At 77.1% G+C, this 16,730-nt stretch carries 14 protein-coding genes; all 14 read right to left on the bottom strand.

Annotated elements, in window-relative coordinates; translation table 11 throughout:
* Window positions 1–70 precede the first annotated feature (70 nt).
* The 14 genes from ftsZ to mraZ all read right to left on the bottom strand — a co-directional run bounded on the left by ftsZ (window position 71) and on the right by mraZ (window position 16,630).
* Window positions 71–1,351 carry a cell division protein FtsZ gene (gene ftsZ, locus BM048_RS02310; RefSeq protein WP_090030281.1) on the bottom strand — a complete coding sequence of 427 codons (1,281 nt, stop codon included), beginning with the start codon at window positions 1,349–1,351 and terminating at the stop codon, window positions 71–73.
* Between the two features lie 147 nt (window positions 1,352–1,498).
* Window positions 1,499–2,281: a cell division protein FtsQ/DivIB gene (locus tag BM048_RS02305; RefSeq protein WP_090030538.1), complete on the bottom strand. Its 783-nt coding sequence runs from the start codon at window positions 2,279–2,281 to the stop codon at window positions 1,499–1,501.
* 260 nt (window positions 2,282–2,541) lie between these two features.
* Window positions 2,542–4,077: a UDP-N-acetylmuramate--L-alanine ligase gene (gene murC, locus BM048_RS02300; RefSeq protein ID WP_308439471.1), complete on the bottom strand. Its 1,536-nt coding sequence runs from the start codon at window positions 4,075–4,077 to the stop codon at window positions 2,542–2,544.
* Entirely contained in the window at window positions 4,074–5,246 is a 1,173-nt protein-coding gene (murG, locus tag BM048_RS02295) for an undecaprenyldiphospho-muramoylpentapeptide beta-N-acetylglucosaminyltransferase (protein ID WP_090030279.1), read from the bottom strand. The genes murC and murG overlap by 4 nt, the downstream gene beginning before the upstream one ends.
* On the bottom strand, window positions 5,239–6,510 hold the full coding sequence (ftsW, locus tag BM048_RS02290) for a putative lipid II flippase FtsW (RefSeq protein ID WP_090030277.1): 1,272 nt from the start codon (window positions 6,508–6,510) through the stop codon (window positions 5,239–5,241). The genes murG and ftsW overlap by 8 nt, the downstream gene beginning before the upstream one ends.
* A complete protein-coding gene (gene murD / locus BM048_RS02285) occupies window positions 6,507–8,039 on the bottom strand; it encodes a UDP-N-acetylmuramoyl-L-alanine--D-glutamate ligase (RefSeq protein WP_090030275.1) in 1,533 nt (510 codons plus the stop codon). Before murD ends, ftsW begins: the two co-directional genes overlap by 4 nt.
* Entirely contained in the window at window positions 8,040–9,122 is a 1,083-nt protein-coding gene (mraY, locus tag BM048_RS02280) for a phospho-N-acetylmuramoyl-pentapeptide-transferase (RefSeq protein WP_090030273.1), read from the bottom strand. It lies immediately after the preceding gene.
* Complete coding sequence (locus BM048_RS02275) at window positions 9,119–10,558, bottom strand: UDP-N-acetylmuramoyl-tripeptide--D-alanyl-D-alanine ligase (protein ID WP_090030271.1); 1,440 nt, start codon at window positions 10,556–10,558, stop codon at window positions 9,119–9,121. Before BM048_RS02275 ends, mraY begins: the two co-directional genes overlap by 4 nt.
* On the bottom strand, window positions 10,555–12,144 hold the full coding sequence (locus BM048_RS02270; protein ID WP_090030269.1) for a UDP-N-acetylmuramoyl-L-alanyl-D-glutamate--2,6-diaminopimelate ligase: 1,590 nt from the start codon (window positions 12,142–12,144) through the stop codon (window positions 10,555–10,557). Before BM048_RS02270 ends, BM048_RS02275 begins: the two co-directional genes overlap by 4 nt.
* The gene (locus BM048_RS18020) at window positions 12,141–12,281 is read right to left on the bottom strand and encodes a hypothetical protein (RefSeq protein WP_175499182.1); all 141 of its coding nucleotides are present in this window, start codon (window positions 12,279–12,281) and stop codon (window positions 12,141–12,143) included. Before BM048_RS18020 ends, BM048_RS02270 begins: the two co-directional genes overlap by 4 nt.
* Entirely contained in the window at window positions 12,278–14,281 is a 2,004-nt protein-coding gene (locus BM048_RS02265) for a peptidoglycan D,D-transpeptidase FtsI family protein (RefSeq protein WP_090030267.1), read from the bottom strand. The genes BM048_RS18020 and BM048_RS02265 overlap by 4 nt, the downstream gene beginning before the upstream one ends.
* Window positions 14,278–14,595 carry a cell division protein FtsL gene (ftsL, locus tag BM048_RS02260; protein ID WP_239078636.1) on the bottom strand — a complete coding sequence of 106 codons (318 nt, stop codon included), beginning with the start codon at window positions 14,593–14,595 and terminating at the stop codon, window positions 14,278–14,280. Before ftsL ends, BM048_RS02265 begins: the two co-directional genes overlap by 4 nt.
* A gap of 158 nt (window positions 14,596–14,753) precedes the next feature.
* Entirely contained in the window at window positions 14,754–15,899 is a 1,146-nt protein-coding gene (gene rsmH / locus BM048_RS02255) for a 16S rRNA (cytosine(1402)-N(4))-methyltransferase RsmH (protein ID WP_175499180.1), read from the bottom strand.
* A gap of 293 nt (window positions 15,900–16,192) precedes the next feature.
* Window positions 16,193–16,630: a division/cell wall cluster transcriptional repressor MraZ gene (gene mraZ / locus BM048_RS02250; RefSeq protein WP_373308390.1), complete on the bottom strand. Its 438-nt coding sequence runs from the start codon at window positions 16,628–16,630 to the stop codon at window positions 16,193–16,195.
* Between the last annotated feature and the right edge of the window lie 100 nt (window positions 16,631–16,730).

Raw genomic sequence — 16,730 nt, 5'->3', positions numbered from 1 at the left:
GGTCGACCCGCCGCAGCGGGACCGGCGCACCCGTCCCGTCCGGCCGGCGCGACGTGAGGGGTGCCACCGGCTACTTGAGGAAGTCCGGCACGTCCAGGTCGTCGCCGCGCTGGCGGCGCGGCTCGTCCGTGAACGTGCGCGGCACCTCGAGGGCGCCCGTCACCGGCACCGGCTCGCGCTCGGGCGAGAGGAAGCCGGGGACGTCCGACGGCGCGGGGCTCACCGGGACGGGCCGCGTGGTGGGCGCACCCGTCGGGGCGGCGAGCGGCGCGGCCGTGCGCGCGATGTCCTCGCGGTCCTCCAGCACCGGGCGCGGCGGCACCGGCGGCGGCGACGGCAGGGCCCGCGCGGCCGACGACCCGCTGACCTGCCCGAGCGCGCGGGCGTCGCCGCGGACCGAGGGGCTGCCGCTGTCGAAGCCGGCGGCGATGACGGTCACGCGCACCTCGTCGCCGAGGGAGTCGTCGATGACCGCGCCGAAGATGATGTTGGCCTCGGGGTGCGCCGCCTCGTGCACGAGACGCGCGGCCTCGTTGATCTCGAAGAGGCCGAGGTCGGAGCCGCCCTGGATGGACAGCAGCACGCCGTGGGCGCCGTCGATGCTCGCCTCGAGCAGCGGGGAGCTGATCGCCATCTCCGCGGCCTGCACCGCGCGGTCGTCGCCCCGGGCGAAGCCGATGCCCATGAGCGCCGAGCCAGCGTCCTGCATGACCGACTTCACGTCGGCGAAGTCGAGGTTGATCAGACCCGGCGTGGTGATGAGGTCCGTGATGCCCTGGACGCCGGACAGCAGCACCTGGTCGGCGGAGTGGAAGGCGTCGAGCACCGAGACCGAGCGGTCGGAGATCGACAGCAGGCGGTCGTTGGGGATGACGATGAGCGTGTCGACCTCGGCGCGCAGGGCGTCGATGCCCGTGTCGGCCTGCACGCCCCGGCGGCGCCCCTCGAACGTGAACGGCCGCGTGACGACACCGATGGTGAGGGCGCCGAGCGAGCGGGCGATCCGGGCGACGACGGGGGCGCCGCCCGTGCCGGTGCCGCCGCCCTCCCCCGCGGTGACGAAGACCATGTCCGCCCCGCGCAGGACGTCCTCGATCTCCTCCATGTGGTCCTCGGCGGCCTTGCGCCCCACCTCGGGGTCGGCACCGGCGCCGAGACCGCGGGTCAGCTCGCGACCGACGTCGAGCTTGACGTCCGCGTCGGACATGAGCAGGGCCTGGGCGTCGGTGTTGATCGCGATGAACTCGACCCCCTTGAGGCCGACCTCGATCATGCGGTTGACGGCGTTGACGCCGCCGCCGCCGATGCCGACGACCTTGATGACCGCCAGGTAGTTCTGCGGAGCTGCCACGGGGGGTGCCTCTCGTCCGGGTCCGGTGAACCCTCACCTTCAGGTGGAGGGTTAGAGTTATGTCAGGTGCGCTGCTGCCCGTGACGCTAGGTGCGGCCCCCGCCGGGTTCAACGACCGCCGCGCGCGTGTCGGCGATCGGTCGCGCGTCAGCGCGTGATGGGCATCGTGGGCGCCGACACGTCGTAGACGGTCACGCCCGCCGCGTCCGCCGACGCCCGCAGCGTGGCGAGCACCGCCGCCTTCAGCGCCGTGCCGTCCGCGCTCCCCCACTCCACCGCGACGCCGTCCCGCAGGCCCAGGCGGACGGTGTCCTCCGTCCCGGCGCTGACGTCGGCGACCTGGGCCAGCAGGTCCGCGGGCAGCCCCTCGAGGACGCGCAGGACCGCGGCCAGGACGCGCGGCCGGCCCACGGGGACGTCGACGACCGGCAGGCCGTCGGGCACGTCGTCCACGCGCCCGACCTGGACCCCGTCGGTGTCGAGCAGGACGAACCCGCCGTCGGCCTCGGGCACGGCGGCCGCCGGCTGCCGCGCCACGAGCTCCACGGCCAGGCCGTGCGGCCACAGCCGCAGCACGCGCACCTCGCGCACGCCGGGCACGTCGAGGAGCTCGTCGCGCAGCGCGACCGTGTCGAGCCGCGGGAGGGGGACCCCGCTGCGCGCGGCGACGACGGCGTCCACCTGGTCGACGGCCACGACCGTGCTCGCGCCCGTGACCCGCACCCGGGCCGGGTCGAGCGCGAGCACGGGCGACCAGAGCAGCACCCATGCCACCGCCGCCAGCGCGACGACGCCGCCGACCAGCGCGGCGACCTTCCGCCGCGCGAGGGTGCGGCGCAGCCGGACCCGTTCGGCGAACCTCGCGGCGGACCGCGGGGAGACGACGGGCGGTTGGCGCGGGCCGCGCGCCGGGGGCGGCGGGACCACCACCTGCGGCGCCGGGGGCTGCGGCCGGACCGTGGCCGGCCCGCCCGGCCGCTCTCCCGCCGGAGCCCGGGTCGCGGCGGACGCGGGCGACGGGGCCGGGGGCGCCTCGGGCCGGGCGGCTGCCGGCGCCGGCGGCCGGACCGGCGGGGCGGGCAGGATCGGCGGGCCGGTCGCGACCGGCGGGGCGGGCGGGACCGGCGGGGCGGGAGCACGAGGGGCCGTCCGCACGGGCACCGGCCGCGGGCGTGGCGGCCGGGCCGGGCTCACGCCGTCCCCCGCCCGTGCGTCGTGCCCCCGTCGGCGGCAGCGGTGCCCTCGGCGAGCGCCGCGAGCACGACGGGAGCGAGCTCGGTGACGTCCCCCGCACCGACGGTCAGCAGCAGGTCTCCCGGCCGCGCGGCGGCGGCCACGGCGAACGCGGCGGCGGTCCGGTCGGCGACGAAGGCGGCGCGTCCGGGCGTCGGCACCGCGTCGGCGACGAGGGCACCGGTCACCGTCGGGTCGGGCGCCTCGCGGGCCGCGTAGACGTCGGTGACCACGACGACGTCGGCCAGGTCGAAGGCCTGCCCGAACTCCTCCGCGAAGGTCCGCGTGCGGGAGAACAGGTGCGGCTGGAAGAGCGCGAGGACGCGCCCGTCCCCCGCCTCGGCGCGGGCCGCCCGCAGGAGCGCCGCGACCTCGGTGGGGTGGTGGGCGTAGTCGTCGACGACGCGCACGCCGCCGGCGCTGCCGCGGTCCTCGAAGCGGCGGCCCGTCCCGCGGAAGGACCCGAGACCGGCCGCCGCCGCCTCCGGGGCGACGCCGACGCGGCGCAGCGCGCACCACGCGGCGGCCGCGTCCAGCGCGTTGTGGACCCCGGGCACCGCCAGGAGGAGCTCCACCACCGTGCCGTCGCGCCGGTCGGTGAGCCGCACCGGCCAGCGGCGTGCGCCGTCGACCGTGCGTGCCGCGCCGGGCTGCACGGCGACGTCCGGCTCCCCGGTGGCTGCGCCGTCGGTGGCCGCGCCGTCGGTGGCCGCGCCGCCCTCGTCGATGCCGTACGTGGCGACCTCGGCGCCGCGGGTCGCGAGGGCTTCGCGCGTGCGGGCGACGAGCGCGGCGGACCCCGGGTCGTCGGCGCACGCGACGAGCAGCCCGCCGTCGCGGACCCTGCCCGCGAACGCGACGAAGGCGTCCTCGAACGCCTCCCGCGTCCCGTAGTGGTCGAGGTGGTCCGGCTCGACGTTGGTGACGACCGCGACGAGGGGGGCGTAGGCGAGGAAGGACCCGTCGGACTCGTCCGCCTCTGCGACGAACACCGGTCCGGCGCCCTCGCGGCTGCCGCCGAGGGGGCCGTCGGCCGCCAGCACCGTGCCCCCGATGGCGAACGACGGGTCCGCACCGGCGGCCACCAGCGCGGCGGCGACCATCGCCGACGTCGTGGTCTTGCCGTGCGCGCCGGCGACGGCCACGGCGTCCCGGTCCGCCATGAGGGCGGCCAGGGCCTCCGACCGGTGCAGGACGCGCCGGCCGAGCGCCCGCGCCCGCGCGAGCTCCGGGTGGTCGGCGCGCACGGCGGAGGTGACGACGAGCGTGTCCGCGTCGTCGGCGTGCGCGGCCGCGTGCCCGACGTGCACGGCGACCCCGGCGTCCCGCAGGACTGCCAGGGCGGGCCCCTCCTTCGCGTCGCAGCCCGAGGTCGGCACCCCGCGCGCGGCGAGCAGGCCCGCGACCGCCGACATGCCGACCCCGCCGACGCCGACGAGGTGCGTGCGGCCCAGCGCGCGCAGGTCGACGGGCGCCCCGCCGACCCCGCTCACGACCGGCCCCCGGCGGCCCGGACGGGCGGCAGGTGCCGCTCGACGAGGTCCGCCACGCGCGCGGCGGCGTCCGGGACGCCCACGCCGACCGCCGCGGCGCCCATGCGGGTGCGCGCCGCGACGGCGTCGGGCCCGTCGAGCAGGGGCAGCAGGTGCGCGCGCAGCCATGCCGCGTCGAGGCTCTCGTCGGGCACGAGCAGGCCCCCCCCGGCCGCGACCACCGGGGCCGCGTTGAGGCGCTGCTCGCCGTTGCCGACGGGCAGCGGCACGTAGACCGCCGGGATCCCGAGGGCGGCCAGCTCGCAGACGGTCCCGGCGCCGGCGCGCCCGAGCACGAGATCCGCGCAGGCGAGCGCGAGCTCCATCGCGTCGAGGTACTCGCGCACGACGTACCGCTCCGACCCGGGCAGGCCGGACACCGCCGCCAGGACGGGCGCGGACTTGCCGGCCCCGGTGAGGTGCACCACCTGCGCACCGGTCGCCAGGAGATCGGCGGCGGCCCCGGCGACAGCGGCGTTCACGCTCTGCGCGCCGAGGGACCCGCCGGTGACGAGCAGGGTGGGGCGGGCCGGGTCGAGCCCCAGCGCCGCGGCGGCGCGGGCGCGCGTGCCCGCCGCGTCGGCGGACCGGTCCGCCAGGAGCCGCGCGACCGCCGTCCGCAGCGGGAGCCCCGTGACGACCGCCCCCGGCAGCGCCGTGCCGGGGAAGGTCGTGGCGACCGCGGCGGCGCCCCGGGCGCCCACGCGGTTGGCCAGGCCGGGCCGGGCGTTCTGCTCGTGCACGACGACGGGCAGGCGCAGGCGCCGGGCGGCGAGGTAGGCCGGCGTCGCGACGTACCCGCCGAAGCCGACGACGACCTCGGCGCGGCTCCCGCGGGCGGCGTCCTCCGCCGCGCGCACCGCCGCGACCAGCCGCGCGGGCAGGCGCAGCAGGTCGACGGAGGGCCGGCGCGGCAGCGGCACGCGCGGCACGGGGACGAGCGGCAGCCCGTGCGCCGGCACGAGCCGCGCCTCGAGGCCCGCCGTCGTGCCGAGGACCGTCAGCACCACGCCCGGGTCGCGGCGGCGCAGCTCCTCGGCGACCGCCAGGAGCGGGTTGACGTGGCCGGCGGTCCCGCCGCCCGCCAGGAGGACGGACCGTGCGCGTGCCGCCGCGGGGGCCTCAGCCACGGACCCGGCCCACGACCGCGAGGCTGCGGCGCACGACGGAGGGACGGGCTGCCAGGGCCTCGGCGGCCCCGGGCTCGGTCCGCGCGAAGGCCAGCACGACCCCGATCGCCGCCATCGTCATGATGAGGGCGGAGCCGCCCGCCGACACGAGCGGCAGCGGCACGCCGATGACCGGCGCCAGTCCGACGACCACCGCGATGTTGACCAGGGCCTGCCCGACGATCCAGGCCATGACCGCGCCCGTCACCACCTGGGCGAACGGGTCGGGGTGCCGCCGCACGACGCGCAGCATGGCGACCGCCATCAGGCCGATGAGCACGAGGACGAGCACCGTCCCGACGAGCCCGAGCTCCTCGCCGAGGATCGCGAAGATGAAGTCGTTGTGCGCCTCGGGCAGGTAGGACCACTTCTCCCGGCTGCTGCCGAGGCCCACCCCGAGCAGCCCGCCCGTCGCGAGCCCGTAGCCGCCGTGCAGCGTCTGGTAGCAGGCGCCCGAGGTGTCGCAGGTGTCCGAGAGCCAGCTCGTGATCCGCTCGACGCGGTTGGCCGACGTCAGCGCCAGGGCCGCGGCGAGCCCGGCGCCGGCCAGCCCCGCGACCGCGAAGAACCGCAGCGGCAGCCCGGCGACGAAGAGCGCCCCTGCGACCAGCAGCAGCATGACGAGCGCCGTGCCCAGGTCGTGCCCGACGAGCACGACCCCGACCGCGACGGCGACGACGGGCACCACCGGCACGGCGGCGTGCCGCCAGTCCCCCAGCAGGTGCTGCTTGCGGGCGAGCACCGCGCCGAGCCACAGCGCGAGCGCGAGCTTGATGGCCTCCGACGGCTGCGCCGAGAAGCCGCCGACGCACACCCAGTTGAGGTTGCCGCCGGCCCCGCAGCCCAGCCCGGGGACGAAGACGAGGAGCTGGAAGACGACCGCGCCGGCGAGCGCCGGCCAGGCCAGGCGGCGCAGCAGCCGCACGGGCGCACGGGACAGGAGCACCAGCACCGGCAGGCCGAGCAGCGCGTACTGCAGCTGGGAGAGGAACCCGGCGTAGGGCGACCGCCCCGCGTCGACCGACTCGACGCTCGAGCTCGACAGCACCATGACGAGGCCGATGACGAGCAGCAGCCCGGCGGCCCCGGCCAGGAGGTAGGACGAGGCGACGGGGCTGTTCCAGTGCCCGATCAGCCCGCGGGCCCGCACGAGCGCGGGGGCACCCGACCCGGGGGGCAGCGCGGTCGCGCCGCGCTGCGGCCGGGCGTCGGTCGGGGCGCTCACCGGGACCCGGTCGGGCCGCTCGTGGGCACCCCGTCGGGGCCGTCGCCGTGCCCGTCGCCGTGCCCGTCGCCGTGCTCGGCGACGAGGGCCCGCGCGGCACGCGCGAAGGCCTCGCCCCGCTCGGCGTAGGAGCGGAACTGGTCCATCGACGCGCACGCGGGGGCCAGCAGGACGGTCACGGGGTCGTGCGCCCCGACGGCCGGCAGGGCCAGCCGCCGCGCCACGGACACGGCTCGGGTCATCACATCCCCAGTGTCACCGGCGTCGATCTCGACGACGGGCACCTGCGGCGCGTGTCGGGCCAACGCGTCCCGCAGCGGGGCGCGGTCCACGCCGATGAGCACGGCGGCGTGCACGCGGTCGGCACGGGCGCGGACGAGCTCGTCGAACGTCGCGCCCTTGGCCAGGCCGCCGGCGACCCATACGACGCTGCCCGGCTCGAAGGCCGCGAGGGACGCCGACGCCGCGTGCGCGTTGGTGGCCTTGGAGTCGTCGACCCACGCGATCCCCTCGCCGCGCGCGACCGTCTCGATGCGGTGGGCGCCCGGCGCGTACGCGCGCAGGCCGTCCCGCACCGCGACGGGCTCCACGCCGTGCGCCAGCGCGAGGGCCGCGGCGGCGAGCGCGTTCTGCACGACGTGCGGCGGCACGAGCCCGTCGGGGCCGGCCAGGTGGCGCAGGTCGTCGACGGTGCCGAGCTCGGCCGCGCCGTGCCGGTGCCGCAGGGGGGTGAACCCGCGGTCGACGAGGATGCCCTCGACGAGCCCCACCTGCCCGACGGTGGGCGCCGCGAGCGTGAAGCCGACCGCCAGCGCGCCCTCGACGACCTCGGCCTCCCGGACGAGGGCCTCCGTGCGCGGGTCGTCGACGTTGTAGACGCAGGCGACCTGGGTCCGGGCGTAGACCCGGCCCTTGTCGGCCGCGTAGGCGTCCATGCCGCCGTGCCAGTCGAGGTGGTCGGCGGCCACGTTGAGCACGGCCGCGGCCTGCGGCGAGGTGCTGTGCGTGCTGTGCAGCTGGAAGCTCGACAGCTCGACGGCCAGCACGTCGAGGTCGGGGTCGGTCACGGCCTCGACGACCGGCGTGCCGACGTTGCCGACCGCCGCCACGCGACGGCCGCCCGCCCGCAGCACCGACTCCAGCATGCCGACCGTCGTCGTCTTGCCGTTGGTGCCGGTGACCGCGAGCCAGGGCGCGGGCCCGCCGTCGGCGGCGCGGTCGACGCGCAGCCGCCAGGCCAGCTCCACCTCGCTCCAGACCGGGACGCCGGCGGCGGCGGCCGCGACCGGCAGCGGCGAGCGCGGCGGCCAGCCCGGCGAGACGAGCAGCAGCGCGGCGCCGTCGAGCCCGCCCGCGGCGACGAAGGCCGCCTCGTCGGCGGCGTCGGCCCCCGGGGCGCGGGCGTCGACGGTGACGACGTGGTGGCCGCGCCCGCGCAGGGCGCGCGCGGCGGCCGCGCCGGAGACGCCGAGACCGGCGACGACGACCCGGGCGCCCTCGGCCAGACCGGGGACGGGTGCGGTCGTCATCTAGGAGCTCACCACCCACTCGCCGTAGAACACGGCGACACCGGCGGCGACGAAGAGCCCCGCGATGATCCAGAACCGGATGACGATCGTGACCTCGCCCCACCCCGACAGCTCGAAGTGGTGGTGCAGCGGGGCCATCTTGAACACCCGCCGGCCCGTCATCTTGAAGAACCCGATCTGGATGACGTCGGACAGGACGACGAGGACGAAGAGCCCGCCGAGGATCGCGGCGAGGATCTCGGTGCGCGACAGGATCGAGATGCCCGCCAGCGCGCCGCCGAGCGCCAGGGACCCCGTGTCGCCCATGAAGATCCGTGCCGGGCTGGCGTTCCACCACAGGAAGCCGAAGCACGCGCCGGTGATCGCCGCGGCCACGGCGGCCAGGGCCAGCGGGTCACGGGCGTCGTAGCAGCGGGGGCCGGGCGCCAGGGTCTGGCACGTCTGGTTGAACTGCCAGATGCACACGATGACGTACGCGCCGAAGACGATGAGCGACGCCCCCGTCGCGAGCCCGTCGAGCCCGTCGGTGAGGTTGACGGCGTTGGACCACGCCGTGATGAGGAAGTTGGCCCACACGACGAAGAGCACGAGCCCGAGCGTCGCCCCGGCGAAGGCGAGGTCCAGGCCCGTGTCGCGCAGGAACGAGATCTCGGTGGAGCCGGGCGTCAGGCCCTCGGCGTTGGGGAACCGCAGGGCCAGCACCGCGAAGGAGATCCCGACGAACCCCTGCCCGACGATCTTCCACACCGCGCGCAGGCCGAGGCTGCGCTGCCGGGAGATCTTGATGTAGTCGTCGAGGAACCCGACGAGCCCGAGGCCCGTCATGAGGTACAGCAGGAGCAGCGCCGACACGGTCGGTGCCCGCCCGGTGCTCAGCACCGCCGCGAGCCACCCGACAAGGGTGGCGCCGATGATGACGACGCCGCCCATCGTCGGGGTCCCGCGCTTGGTGAAGTGGCCGGTCGGCCCGTCCTGGCGGATGAACTGGCCGTACTGCTTCTTGACGAGGAGGCGGATGAAGAGCGGCGTGCCGAGCAGCGCCACCACCATGGAGACCGCCCCGGCGATGAGGACGGCCTTCACGCGGTCTGCACCCCCTGGGTCAGGTGGTCCCCGAGCCGCCACAGGCCGGCGCCGTAGGAGGACTTCACGAGCACGACGTCACCCGGCCGCAGCTCCGCGTCGAGGAACGCGGCGGCGGCGTCGACGTCGTCGACCACCGCCACCTCCTCCCCCCACGAGCCCTCGTGCTGGGCGCCGTCGGCGATGCGGTGCGCGCCCTCCCCCACGACGACGAGGAGCTTGACGTTGAGCCGGACCGCGAGACGCCCGATGAGGTCGTGCGCCTCGCCCGCCTCGTCGCCGAGCTCGCGCATCTCCCCCAGCACGGCCACCGAGCGCCGGTCGCGGCCGGCGAGGACCGCCAGGGCCTTGAGCGCGGCGCGCATGGAGTCGGGGTTGGCGTTGTAGGAGTCGTCGACGACGGTCACGCCGTCGGGGCGCTCGACGACGTGCATGCGGTGCGGCGACAGCGCGTCCGCGAGCGACAGGCCGGTCGCGACCTCGTCGAGGTCCAGCCCGACGGCCAGCCCCGCGGCGGCCGCCGCCAGCGCGTTGTGCACGTGGTGCTCCCCGACGAGGCGCAGCCGCACGGGGGCCGAGCCGCCGCGGGCGGTGAGCGTGAACGAGGGGCGCCCCGCACGGTCGAGCTGCACGTCGACGGCCCGCACGTCGGCGGTGGGGGCGCTGCCGAACCACACGACGTCGCCCGGCGCGCGCTCGGCCATCGCCTGCACGCGCAGGTCGTCGACGTTGAGCACGGCCACCCCGCCGGGCGCCAGCCCGTCGACGATCTCCGCCTTCGCGCGCGCCACGGCCTCGATGCCGCCGAAGCCGCCGAGATGCGCCTGCCCGACGACGAGCACGACGGACACGTCCGGCGGCGCGATCCGCGTGAGGTACGTCAGGTGCCCGGGGCCGCTCGCGCCCATCTCGAGGACGAGGAACCGCGTCCGCTCGTCGGCCCGCAGCACCGTCAGCGGCAGCCCGATCTCGTTGTTGAACGACCGCACCGGCGCGACGGTCGGGCCCGCGGCGGAGCACAGCTGCGCCAGCAGGTCCTTCGTCGTCGTCTTGCCGACCGAGCCGGTCACCCCGATGACCCGCAGCCCCGCGCCGCCCGGCTCGACCGAGGCCTCGCGGAGCCGGCCGAGGACGTCACGGGCGAGCTCGCCGAGGGCCGCGACGGGGTCGTCGACCACGACGGCCGGCAGGGGCGACCCTTCGGGCCCCGCCAGCTCCCGCGCGGCCAGCACGAGGACCGCTCCCGCCGCGACGGCGGACGCCGCGTGGTCGTGCCCGTCCGCGTGCTCCCCGGCGATGGCGACGAACAGCGCCCCGGGGTCCACCTCGCGCGAGTCGCTCACCACCGGCCCGCTCACGACGGTCGCGGGGTCGACCGGCCCGGTCAGCCGCCCGCCCGTCGCGTCGGCCAGCTCGGCCGCGGTCAGCGCGATCACGCGGGCAGCCCCGCGGTCCCGGCCCGGTGGCGGCGCTGCGCCTCCAGGTACACGTCACGGTCGTTGTAGCGGTGGAACACCCCGGCGATCTCCTGGGTCGGTTCGTGGCCCTTGCCCGTCACGATGACGGTGTCGGGCTCGTGCGCCGCGGCGACGGCGTCGAGCAGGCCCTGGCGGCGGTCGGTGGCCTCGACCACGTCGTGCAGGTCGGGGCGCACGGACCGCACGCCCTCGAGGATGGCGGCCCGGATGGACGCGGGGTCCTCCGAGCGCGGGTTCTCGTCCGTGACGACGACGACGTCGGCCAGGCGGGCGGCGATCTCCCCCATGATCGGCCGCTTGCCCCGGTCGCGGTCGCCGTCGGAGCCGAGGACGAGCACGAGCCGCCCCGGCGTGATCGGCCGCACGGCCTCCAGCGCCAGCACCAGCGCGTCCGGGGTGTGGGCGTAGTCGACGAGGCACAGCGGCAGCCCGTCGCCGCGCTCGACGACGCGCTCCATCCGTCCGGGCACGGCGTGCGCGGCGCCGACGGCGGCGATCGCGGTGCCCAGCGGCACCCCGGCGGCGTGCGCGACGACGACGGCGAGGGCCGCGTTGGAGACGTTCACGAGCCCCGGCAGCGGGCTGGCCGCCTCGTGCGTCGTCCCGTCCGGGCCCCGCAGGGTGAACCGTGAGCCGACGCCGTCCAGCCCGACGTCGGCCGCGACCACGGCCCAGTCGGCCTCGTCGGCCCCCGGCGCCCCGACGTGCGTGGCGACGGTCTCGACCGGCACGGTCGCCTCCGTCGCCAGCCGCCGGCCCCAGTCGTCGTCGACGACGACCACCGCGCGGCGCGCGTGCGCCGGGGTGAACAGGGCCGCCTTGGCGGCGAAGTAGCCCTCCATGTCGCCGTGGAAGTCGAGGTGGTCGCGCTGGAGGTTGGTGAAGGCCGCCACGTCGGCGACGAACCCCTCGACGCGGCCCAGGGCCAGCGCGTGCGACGACACCTCCGTGGTGAGGGCGCCCGCGCCGCGCTCGAGCGCCAGCGCGCAGATCGCCTGCAGCACCGGCGCCTCGACCGTCGTGCGCGGGCTCTCGATGGACTCCTCGCCGATCCGCAGCTCCACCGTGCCGAGCACGGCGGTCACCGGGTGGACGGCCCGCAGGGCCGCGTCGACGAAGTAGCTCGTCGTCGTCTTGCCGTTCGTGCCCGTGACGCCGACGGTCACGAGCCGGTCCGCCGGGTGCCCGTGCAGCCAGGCGGCCACGGGCCCGGCCAGCGCGCGCGGGTCCGCCGCGAGCAGCACGGGCACCCGGTCCGCCAGCCCGGCGTCGGCCAGGTGGGACAGGCCCTCGTCGTCGGTGAGGACGGCGGCCGCACCGAGGTCGAGGGCCTGGGCGGCGAAGCGGGCCGCGTGCACGGTCAGGCCGCGGACGGCGACGAAGAGGTCGCCGGGAGCCACGTCGCCGGAGGCGACCGTCACGCCGCTGACCTGCACGTCCGCCGCCGGGGCTCCCGCCGCGGCGAGGCCGTGGGCGGCGGCGAGGTCGGTCACCCGGCGGGCCGTCGGGGCGTGCGGGCGCAGCCGACCCTGGGGGGACGTCATGGGGCGAGGCTACCCCGCGCCCGGCGGCCGGCCCGGTCCGCCGTGCCCGGGGACCCGGCCGCGGCCGCGGCCGTCGGCGTGGCGTCCACCACGTCGCGCACCACGTCGCTCACCACGCCGCTCACCACGCTGCTCACCACGTCGTCGGGTACAGCGTCGGGGCCGTGCCGGAGGGCGCGACGCCGAGCTCCCCGAGGGCGTACCGCGTGACGTCCTGGAACACCGGCGCCGCCACCGTGCCACCCCACTCGGACGTGCGCGGGTTGTGCAGGATGACGCTCACGACGAGCCGCGGGTCGTCGACGGGAGCCACGCCGATGAAGGAGGCCGTGATGCCCTGCACGCCGTCGACCCAGTTCTGGGCGGTGCCGGTCTTGCCGGCGACGCGGTAGCCCTCGATGGCCGCGCTGCCGCCCGTGCCGTCGTCGACGACGCTCTCGAGCATGCTGAGCACGGTCCCGGCCGTCTCCGCGGAGACGACCTGCGTGGAGGCCGCGGGGGCGGCCGGCGTGAAGGTCCCGTCCTCGTCCGTCGTGCCGGCGACGAGGTGCGGCGCCACCCGGACGCCGCCGTTGGCGATCGTCGCGAAGACGCTCGTCGCCTGCACCGCCGTGACGGAGAGCGCCTGGCCGAACAGGACCGCGTACTGGGAGCGGCCGTCCCACTCCTCGGCGGGCAGCAGCCGCCCGGCCGACTCCCCCGGCAGCTCGATCCCGGTGCGGGCGCCGAAGCCGAAGCGGCGCAGGTACTCTTCGCGCGTCGGCTCGCTCAGCCGCTGGCCGATCATGACGGTTCCGGTGTTCGACGACTCCGCGAGCACGCCCGTCGTCGTCAGTCGCTGCAGCTCGTGCTCGTGGGAGTCCTTGAAGGTCTGCCCGTTCTCCGTCGTGTACGTGTACGGGACCTCGTACTGGTCCGTCGGCGTCGTGATGCCCTGCTCGAGCGCGGCGGCCATCGTGACGACCTTGCCGGTCGACCCGGGCTCGAAGACGTCCGAGACCGACGGGGTCAGCGACCCCGTGCTGCCGCCGGGGCTGTTCGGGTCGATGCTGCCCGAGTCGGCGAGCGCCAGGACCGCGCCGGTCCGCGGGTCCATGACGACGACCGTGCCGCTGTCGGAGCCCGTCGCGGCCACCTGCGCGTCGAGGGCCGCCTGGGCCTTCCACTGGATGTCGGAGACGATCGTCGTGCGCACCGACAGCCCGTCGCGCGCCGGGTCGCCCTCGCTGTAGCCGCCCGGGATGGCCTGCCCCATGCGGCCGCGCTCGTACTGCTCCCAGCCCGCCTCGCCCGTGAGCGTGCCGTCGAGCGCCGCCTCGAGGCCCGCCACGCCCTGGTCGGACGAGTTGACGAAGCCCACGACGTTCCCGGCCAGCGTGCCGTTGGGGTACACGCGGTCGGGCACCATGTCGACGCCGATGCCCGGCAGCCCCAGGGACCGGATCTCGCGGGCGATCTCGGGCAGCACGTCCTTCTGCAGCACCTTGTAGCCCGCCTCGCCGACGAGCCGCCCGCCGAGCTCGGCCACGTCGGCGTCGAGCAGCGGCGCGAGGAGCTGCGCCACGCCCGCCGCGCCCTCGGGCGCCTCGTCGGAGCCGCGGAACTCGGCGACCTGGTGCTGGTTGACCCACACGACGTAGCGCTCGACGGAGGTCGCCAGCGCGACGCCGTCCGCGTCGGTGATCTGGCCGCGGGTGCCGAGCACCTCGGTCCGCGTCGTCAGCCGCGAGGCCAGCGCCTCCTCCGCACGCGCCGGCCCGACGACGACCTGCACCCACACGAGGCGGCCCGCGAAGACGGCCAGGAGCGCCAGGACGAGGACCGTGAGGAACGCGGTGCGTCCCCGGGCGTCGGCGGCGACCGGGCCCAGCGCGCCGGGACGGCGGCCGCCGCGCCCGCCCGCGCCGCCACCTCCTCCGCCGGCGCCGGCGCGGGCGGGACGGGCGTTGCCGGCGCCGGACGCCGGACGGCGGTTGGTGCCGACGACGCCGGGCCGGACGGCCGTGGACGTCGTGGCGCCCCTGGTGGCGGTGGCGCTGGTCGTGGTGGCGCTGGTGGTGGTGGCGCGGGCGGCGCCGCCAGGGGTGGCGGTCGCCCCCGGGGCGCGCCGAGCCGGACGCGGCGTCGTCGTCGTCATCCCGCTGCCCCCGGCCGGCCCTGGACGGTGCCGTCGGACAGGCGGATCCACCCCGTGCCGTCGGCGGGGACCATGCCGAGCGCCGTCGCCGCCCGTGCGAGCGAGCCCGGCGCCGAGCGCTCGTCGAGCTCGGCCTGCAGGTCCTTGCGGTCCTGCTCGAGCTGGCCGAGCGTGCTGGAGAGCTCGTACTTCGCGTACGCGCCGCCGGCCATGGTGGTGTTGAGCAGCAGCGCGGTCAGCAGGGCGGCGCCCAGCACGGCCATGCAGAGCAGCACGAAGGGGACCCGCGTGCGGGCCTGCAGCGGGGCGCGCACCAGGCGCAGCCGCGGCGCGGGCGCGGTCGACGGCGCGCCCGCGCGACGGGGGGACGGGGCTGCCCCGGGTGCGGCTGAGGCTGCGGATGACGGTGCGGATGACGGCACGGGGGCCGTGCGGTGACGGTCGGGGCCGACGGCCCGGGCGGCGCTCGCGCTCATGCCACGCTCCTCGATCGCTGCTGGGGGGACGGTGCCGGTCGGACGGGTCCGGGGGTGGACGTGGGTGTGTCGGCGGGGCTCCGCAGGCGGGCCGGGCGGCCCGGTCCCCCGCGACGCGCCGGGCGCGACCCGCGGGGCGCCGCGTCGCCCGCCGCGGCGGGGCGCCGGTGCGCGGGCGTCGGGCGCGTCCGCTCCGCCGCGCGCAGCCGCACGGACTGCGCGCGCGGGTTGCGGGCGAGCTCGGCCTCGTCGGCCTCCTCCGCGCCGCGGGTGAGCAGGCGCAGGTAGGGCGCGTCGTCGGCGGTCTCGACCGGCATTCCCGGTGGGGCCGACGACGTGGCGCCGGCGGCCAGCGCGCGCTTGACGATGCGGTCCTCGAGGGACTGGTACGCCTCCACGACGATGCGGCCGCCGACCGCCAGGACGTCCACGGCGGCCGGGACGGCCCGTCCGAGCACCTCGAGCTCGCCGTTCACCTCGATGCGCAGCGCCTGGAAGGTCCGCTTGGCCGGGTGGCCGCCCGTCGCGCGCGCCGCGGCCGGGATGGCGGCCCGGACGATCTCCACCAGCTCCTCCGTGCGCTCCAGCGGCCGGCGCGCCCGCGCGGCGACGACCGACCGAGCGATCCGCGGCGCGAAGCGCTCCTCGCCCCAGTCGCGCAGCACGCGCACGAGCTCGCGCTCGTCGTAGGTGTTGAGCACGTCGGCGGCGGTCGGGCCCGTCGTGGGGTCCATCCGCATGTCGAGCGGGGCGTCTCGGGCGTAGGAGAAGCCGCGGTCGACCTCGTCGAGCTGCAGCGAGGACACGCCGAGGTCCATGAGCACGCCGTCGACGGCCGGCAGGCCGAGGTCGTCGAGGACCGCGCGCATCTCGTCGTACACCGCGTGGACGCCGACGAACCGGTCGCCGAACGGCGCGAGCCGCCGGCCCGCGAGCGCGAGCGCCTGCGGGTCGCGGTCGAGGCCGACGACGCGCACGTGCGGCAGCGCCCGCAGCACGCCCTCCGTGTGGCCGCCCATCCCGAGCGTCGCGTCGACGAGGACCGCGCCCGGCGCGGCCAGCGCGGGGGCGAGCAGCTCCACGCACCGGTCGAGCAGCACCGGGACGTGCCGCGCCGCGGCGTCGTCCACGGGCTCGGTCATCGGTCCTCCTGGCCGGTCGCTCGCGGTCGTGGGGCGGGTGGTGCTCGGTACGGGGTCGTGCGTCATGGCGATGTGTCGAGCTCGTCGTGCGTCGTGCTCGGTCGTGCCCGTCGTGCGGGTGGGCCTGCCGGGGTGGCAGGCCGGACGGCCCTCCACCGTCCGGCCAGATCCCCCTCCGAACCCCCTGCCGCCGGGGAAGTGCGGCAGCGGGATCGGGGGGAGGTCTCGTCGGACGACGGCGTCGCCGGTCGTGCGGGTGGTGCTGGTCGTACCGGTCGTGCTGGTCGTGCGGGTCAGGGCACCTCGCCCGGGAAGCCCTCCTCGACCGCCTCGGCGTAGCCCGCCTCCTTCTCGGCCAGGTAGGCCTCCCACGAGGGGAGGTCCCAGATCTCGACGCGGTTGCCCGTGCCGATGACGGCGACCTCCCGGTCCAGCCCGGCGTAGCGTCGCAGCACCGGCGGGATCGAGAGGCGGCCCTGCTTGTCGGGCAGCTCGTCGCTGGCCCCGGAGAGGAACACCCGCAGGTAGTCCCGGCTCGAGCGGTTGAGCAACGGGTTGCGGCTCAGCGCGTCGTGGATGCGGTGGAACTCGGCCGGCGGCAGCAGGTACAGGCAGCGCTCCTGCCCCCGCGTCATGACGAGCCCCGCCGCGAGCCGGGCCCGGAACTTCGCCGGGAGGATGAGCCGGCCCTTGTCGTCGAGCCGTGGGGTGTACGTGCCGAGGAAGGGCACGACGCCGCTGAGCACGCCGCTCGACGCATCGTCCACACCCCGCCTCCCCCTCCGGACCACCGGCGACCCCACACCGCTCCCGTGCGCCCCACCGTACTCC

The organism is Cellulomonas marina, from assembly GCF_900111925.1.
In the GTDB taxonomy this organism is placed as follows: Bacteria; Actinomycetota; Actinomycetes; order Actinomycetales; family Cellulomonadaceae; genus Cellulomonas; species Cellulomonas marina.
The sequence above is the reverse complement of the archived record's forward strand: the minus strand, read 5'-3'. Positions and strand labels throughout refer to the sequence as shown.

What these genes read in the sequence shown, in the direction of transcription:
- BM048_RS02270 (WP_090030269.1), bottom strand. Translation starts at nt 12,144, where the DNA reads ATGACGTCCCCCCAGGGTCGGCTGCGCCCGCACGCCCCGACGGCCCGC.
- murD (WP_090030275.1), bottom strand. Translation starts at nt 8,039, where the DNA reads ATGACGACCGCACCCGTCCCCGGTCTGGCCGAGGGCGCCCGGGTCGTC.
- BM048_RS02265 (WP_090030267.1), bottom strand. Translation starts at nt 14,281, where the DNA reads ATGACGACGACGACGCCGCGTCCGGCTCGGCGCGCCCCGGGGGCGACC.
- rsmH (WP_175499180.1), bottom strand. Translation starts at nt 15,899, where the DNA reads ATGACCGAGCCCGTGGACGACGCCGCGGCGCGGCACGTCCCGGTGCTG.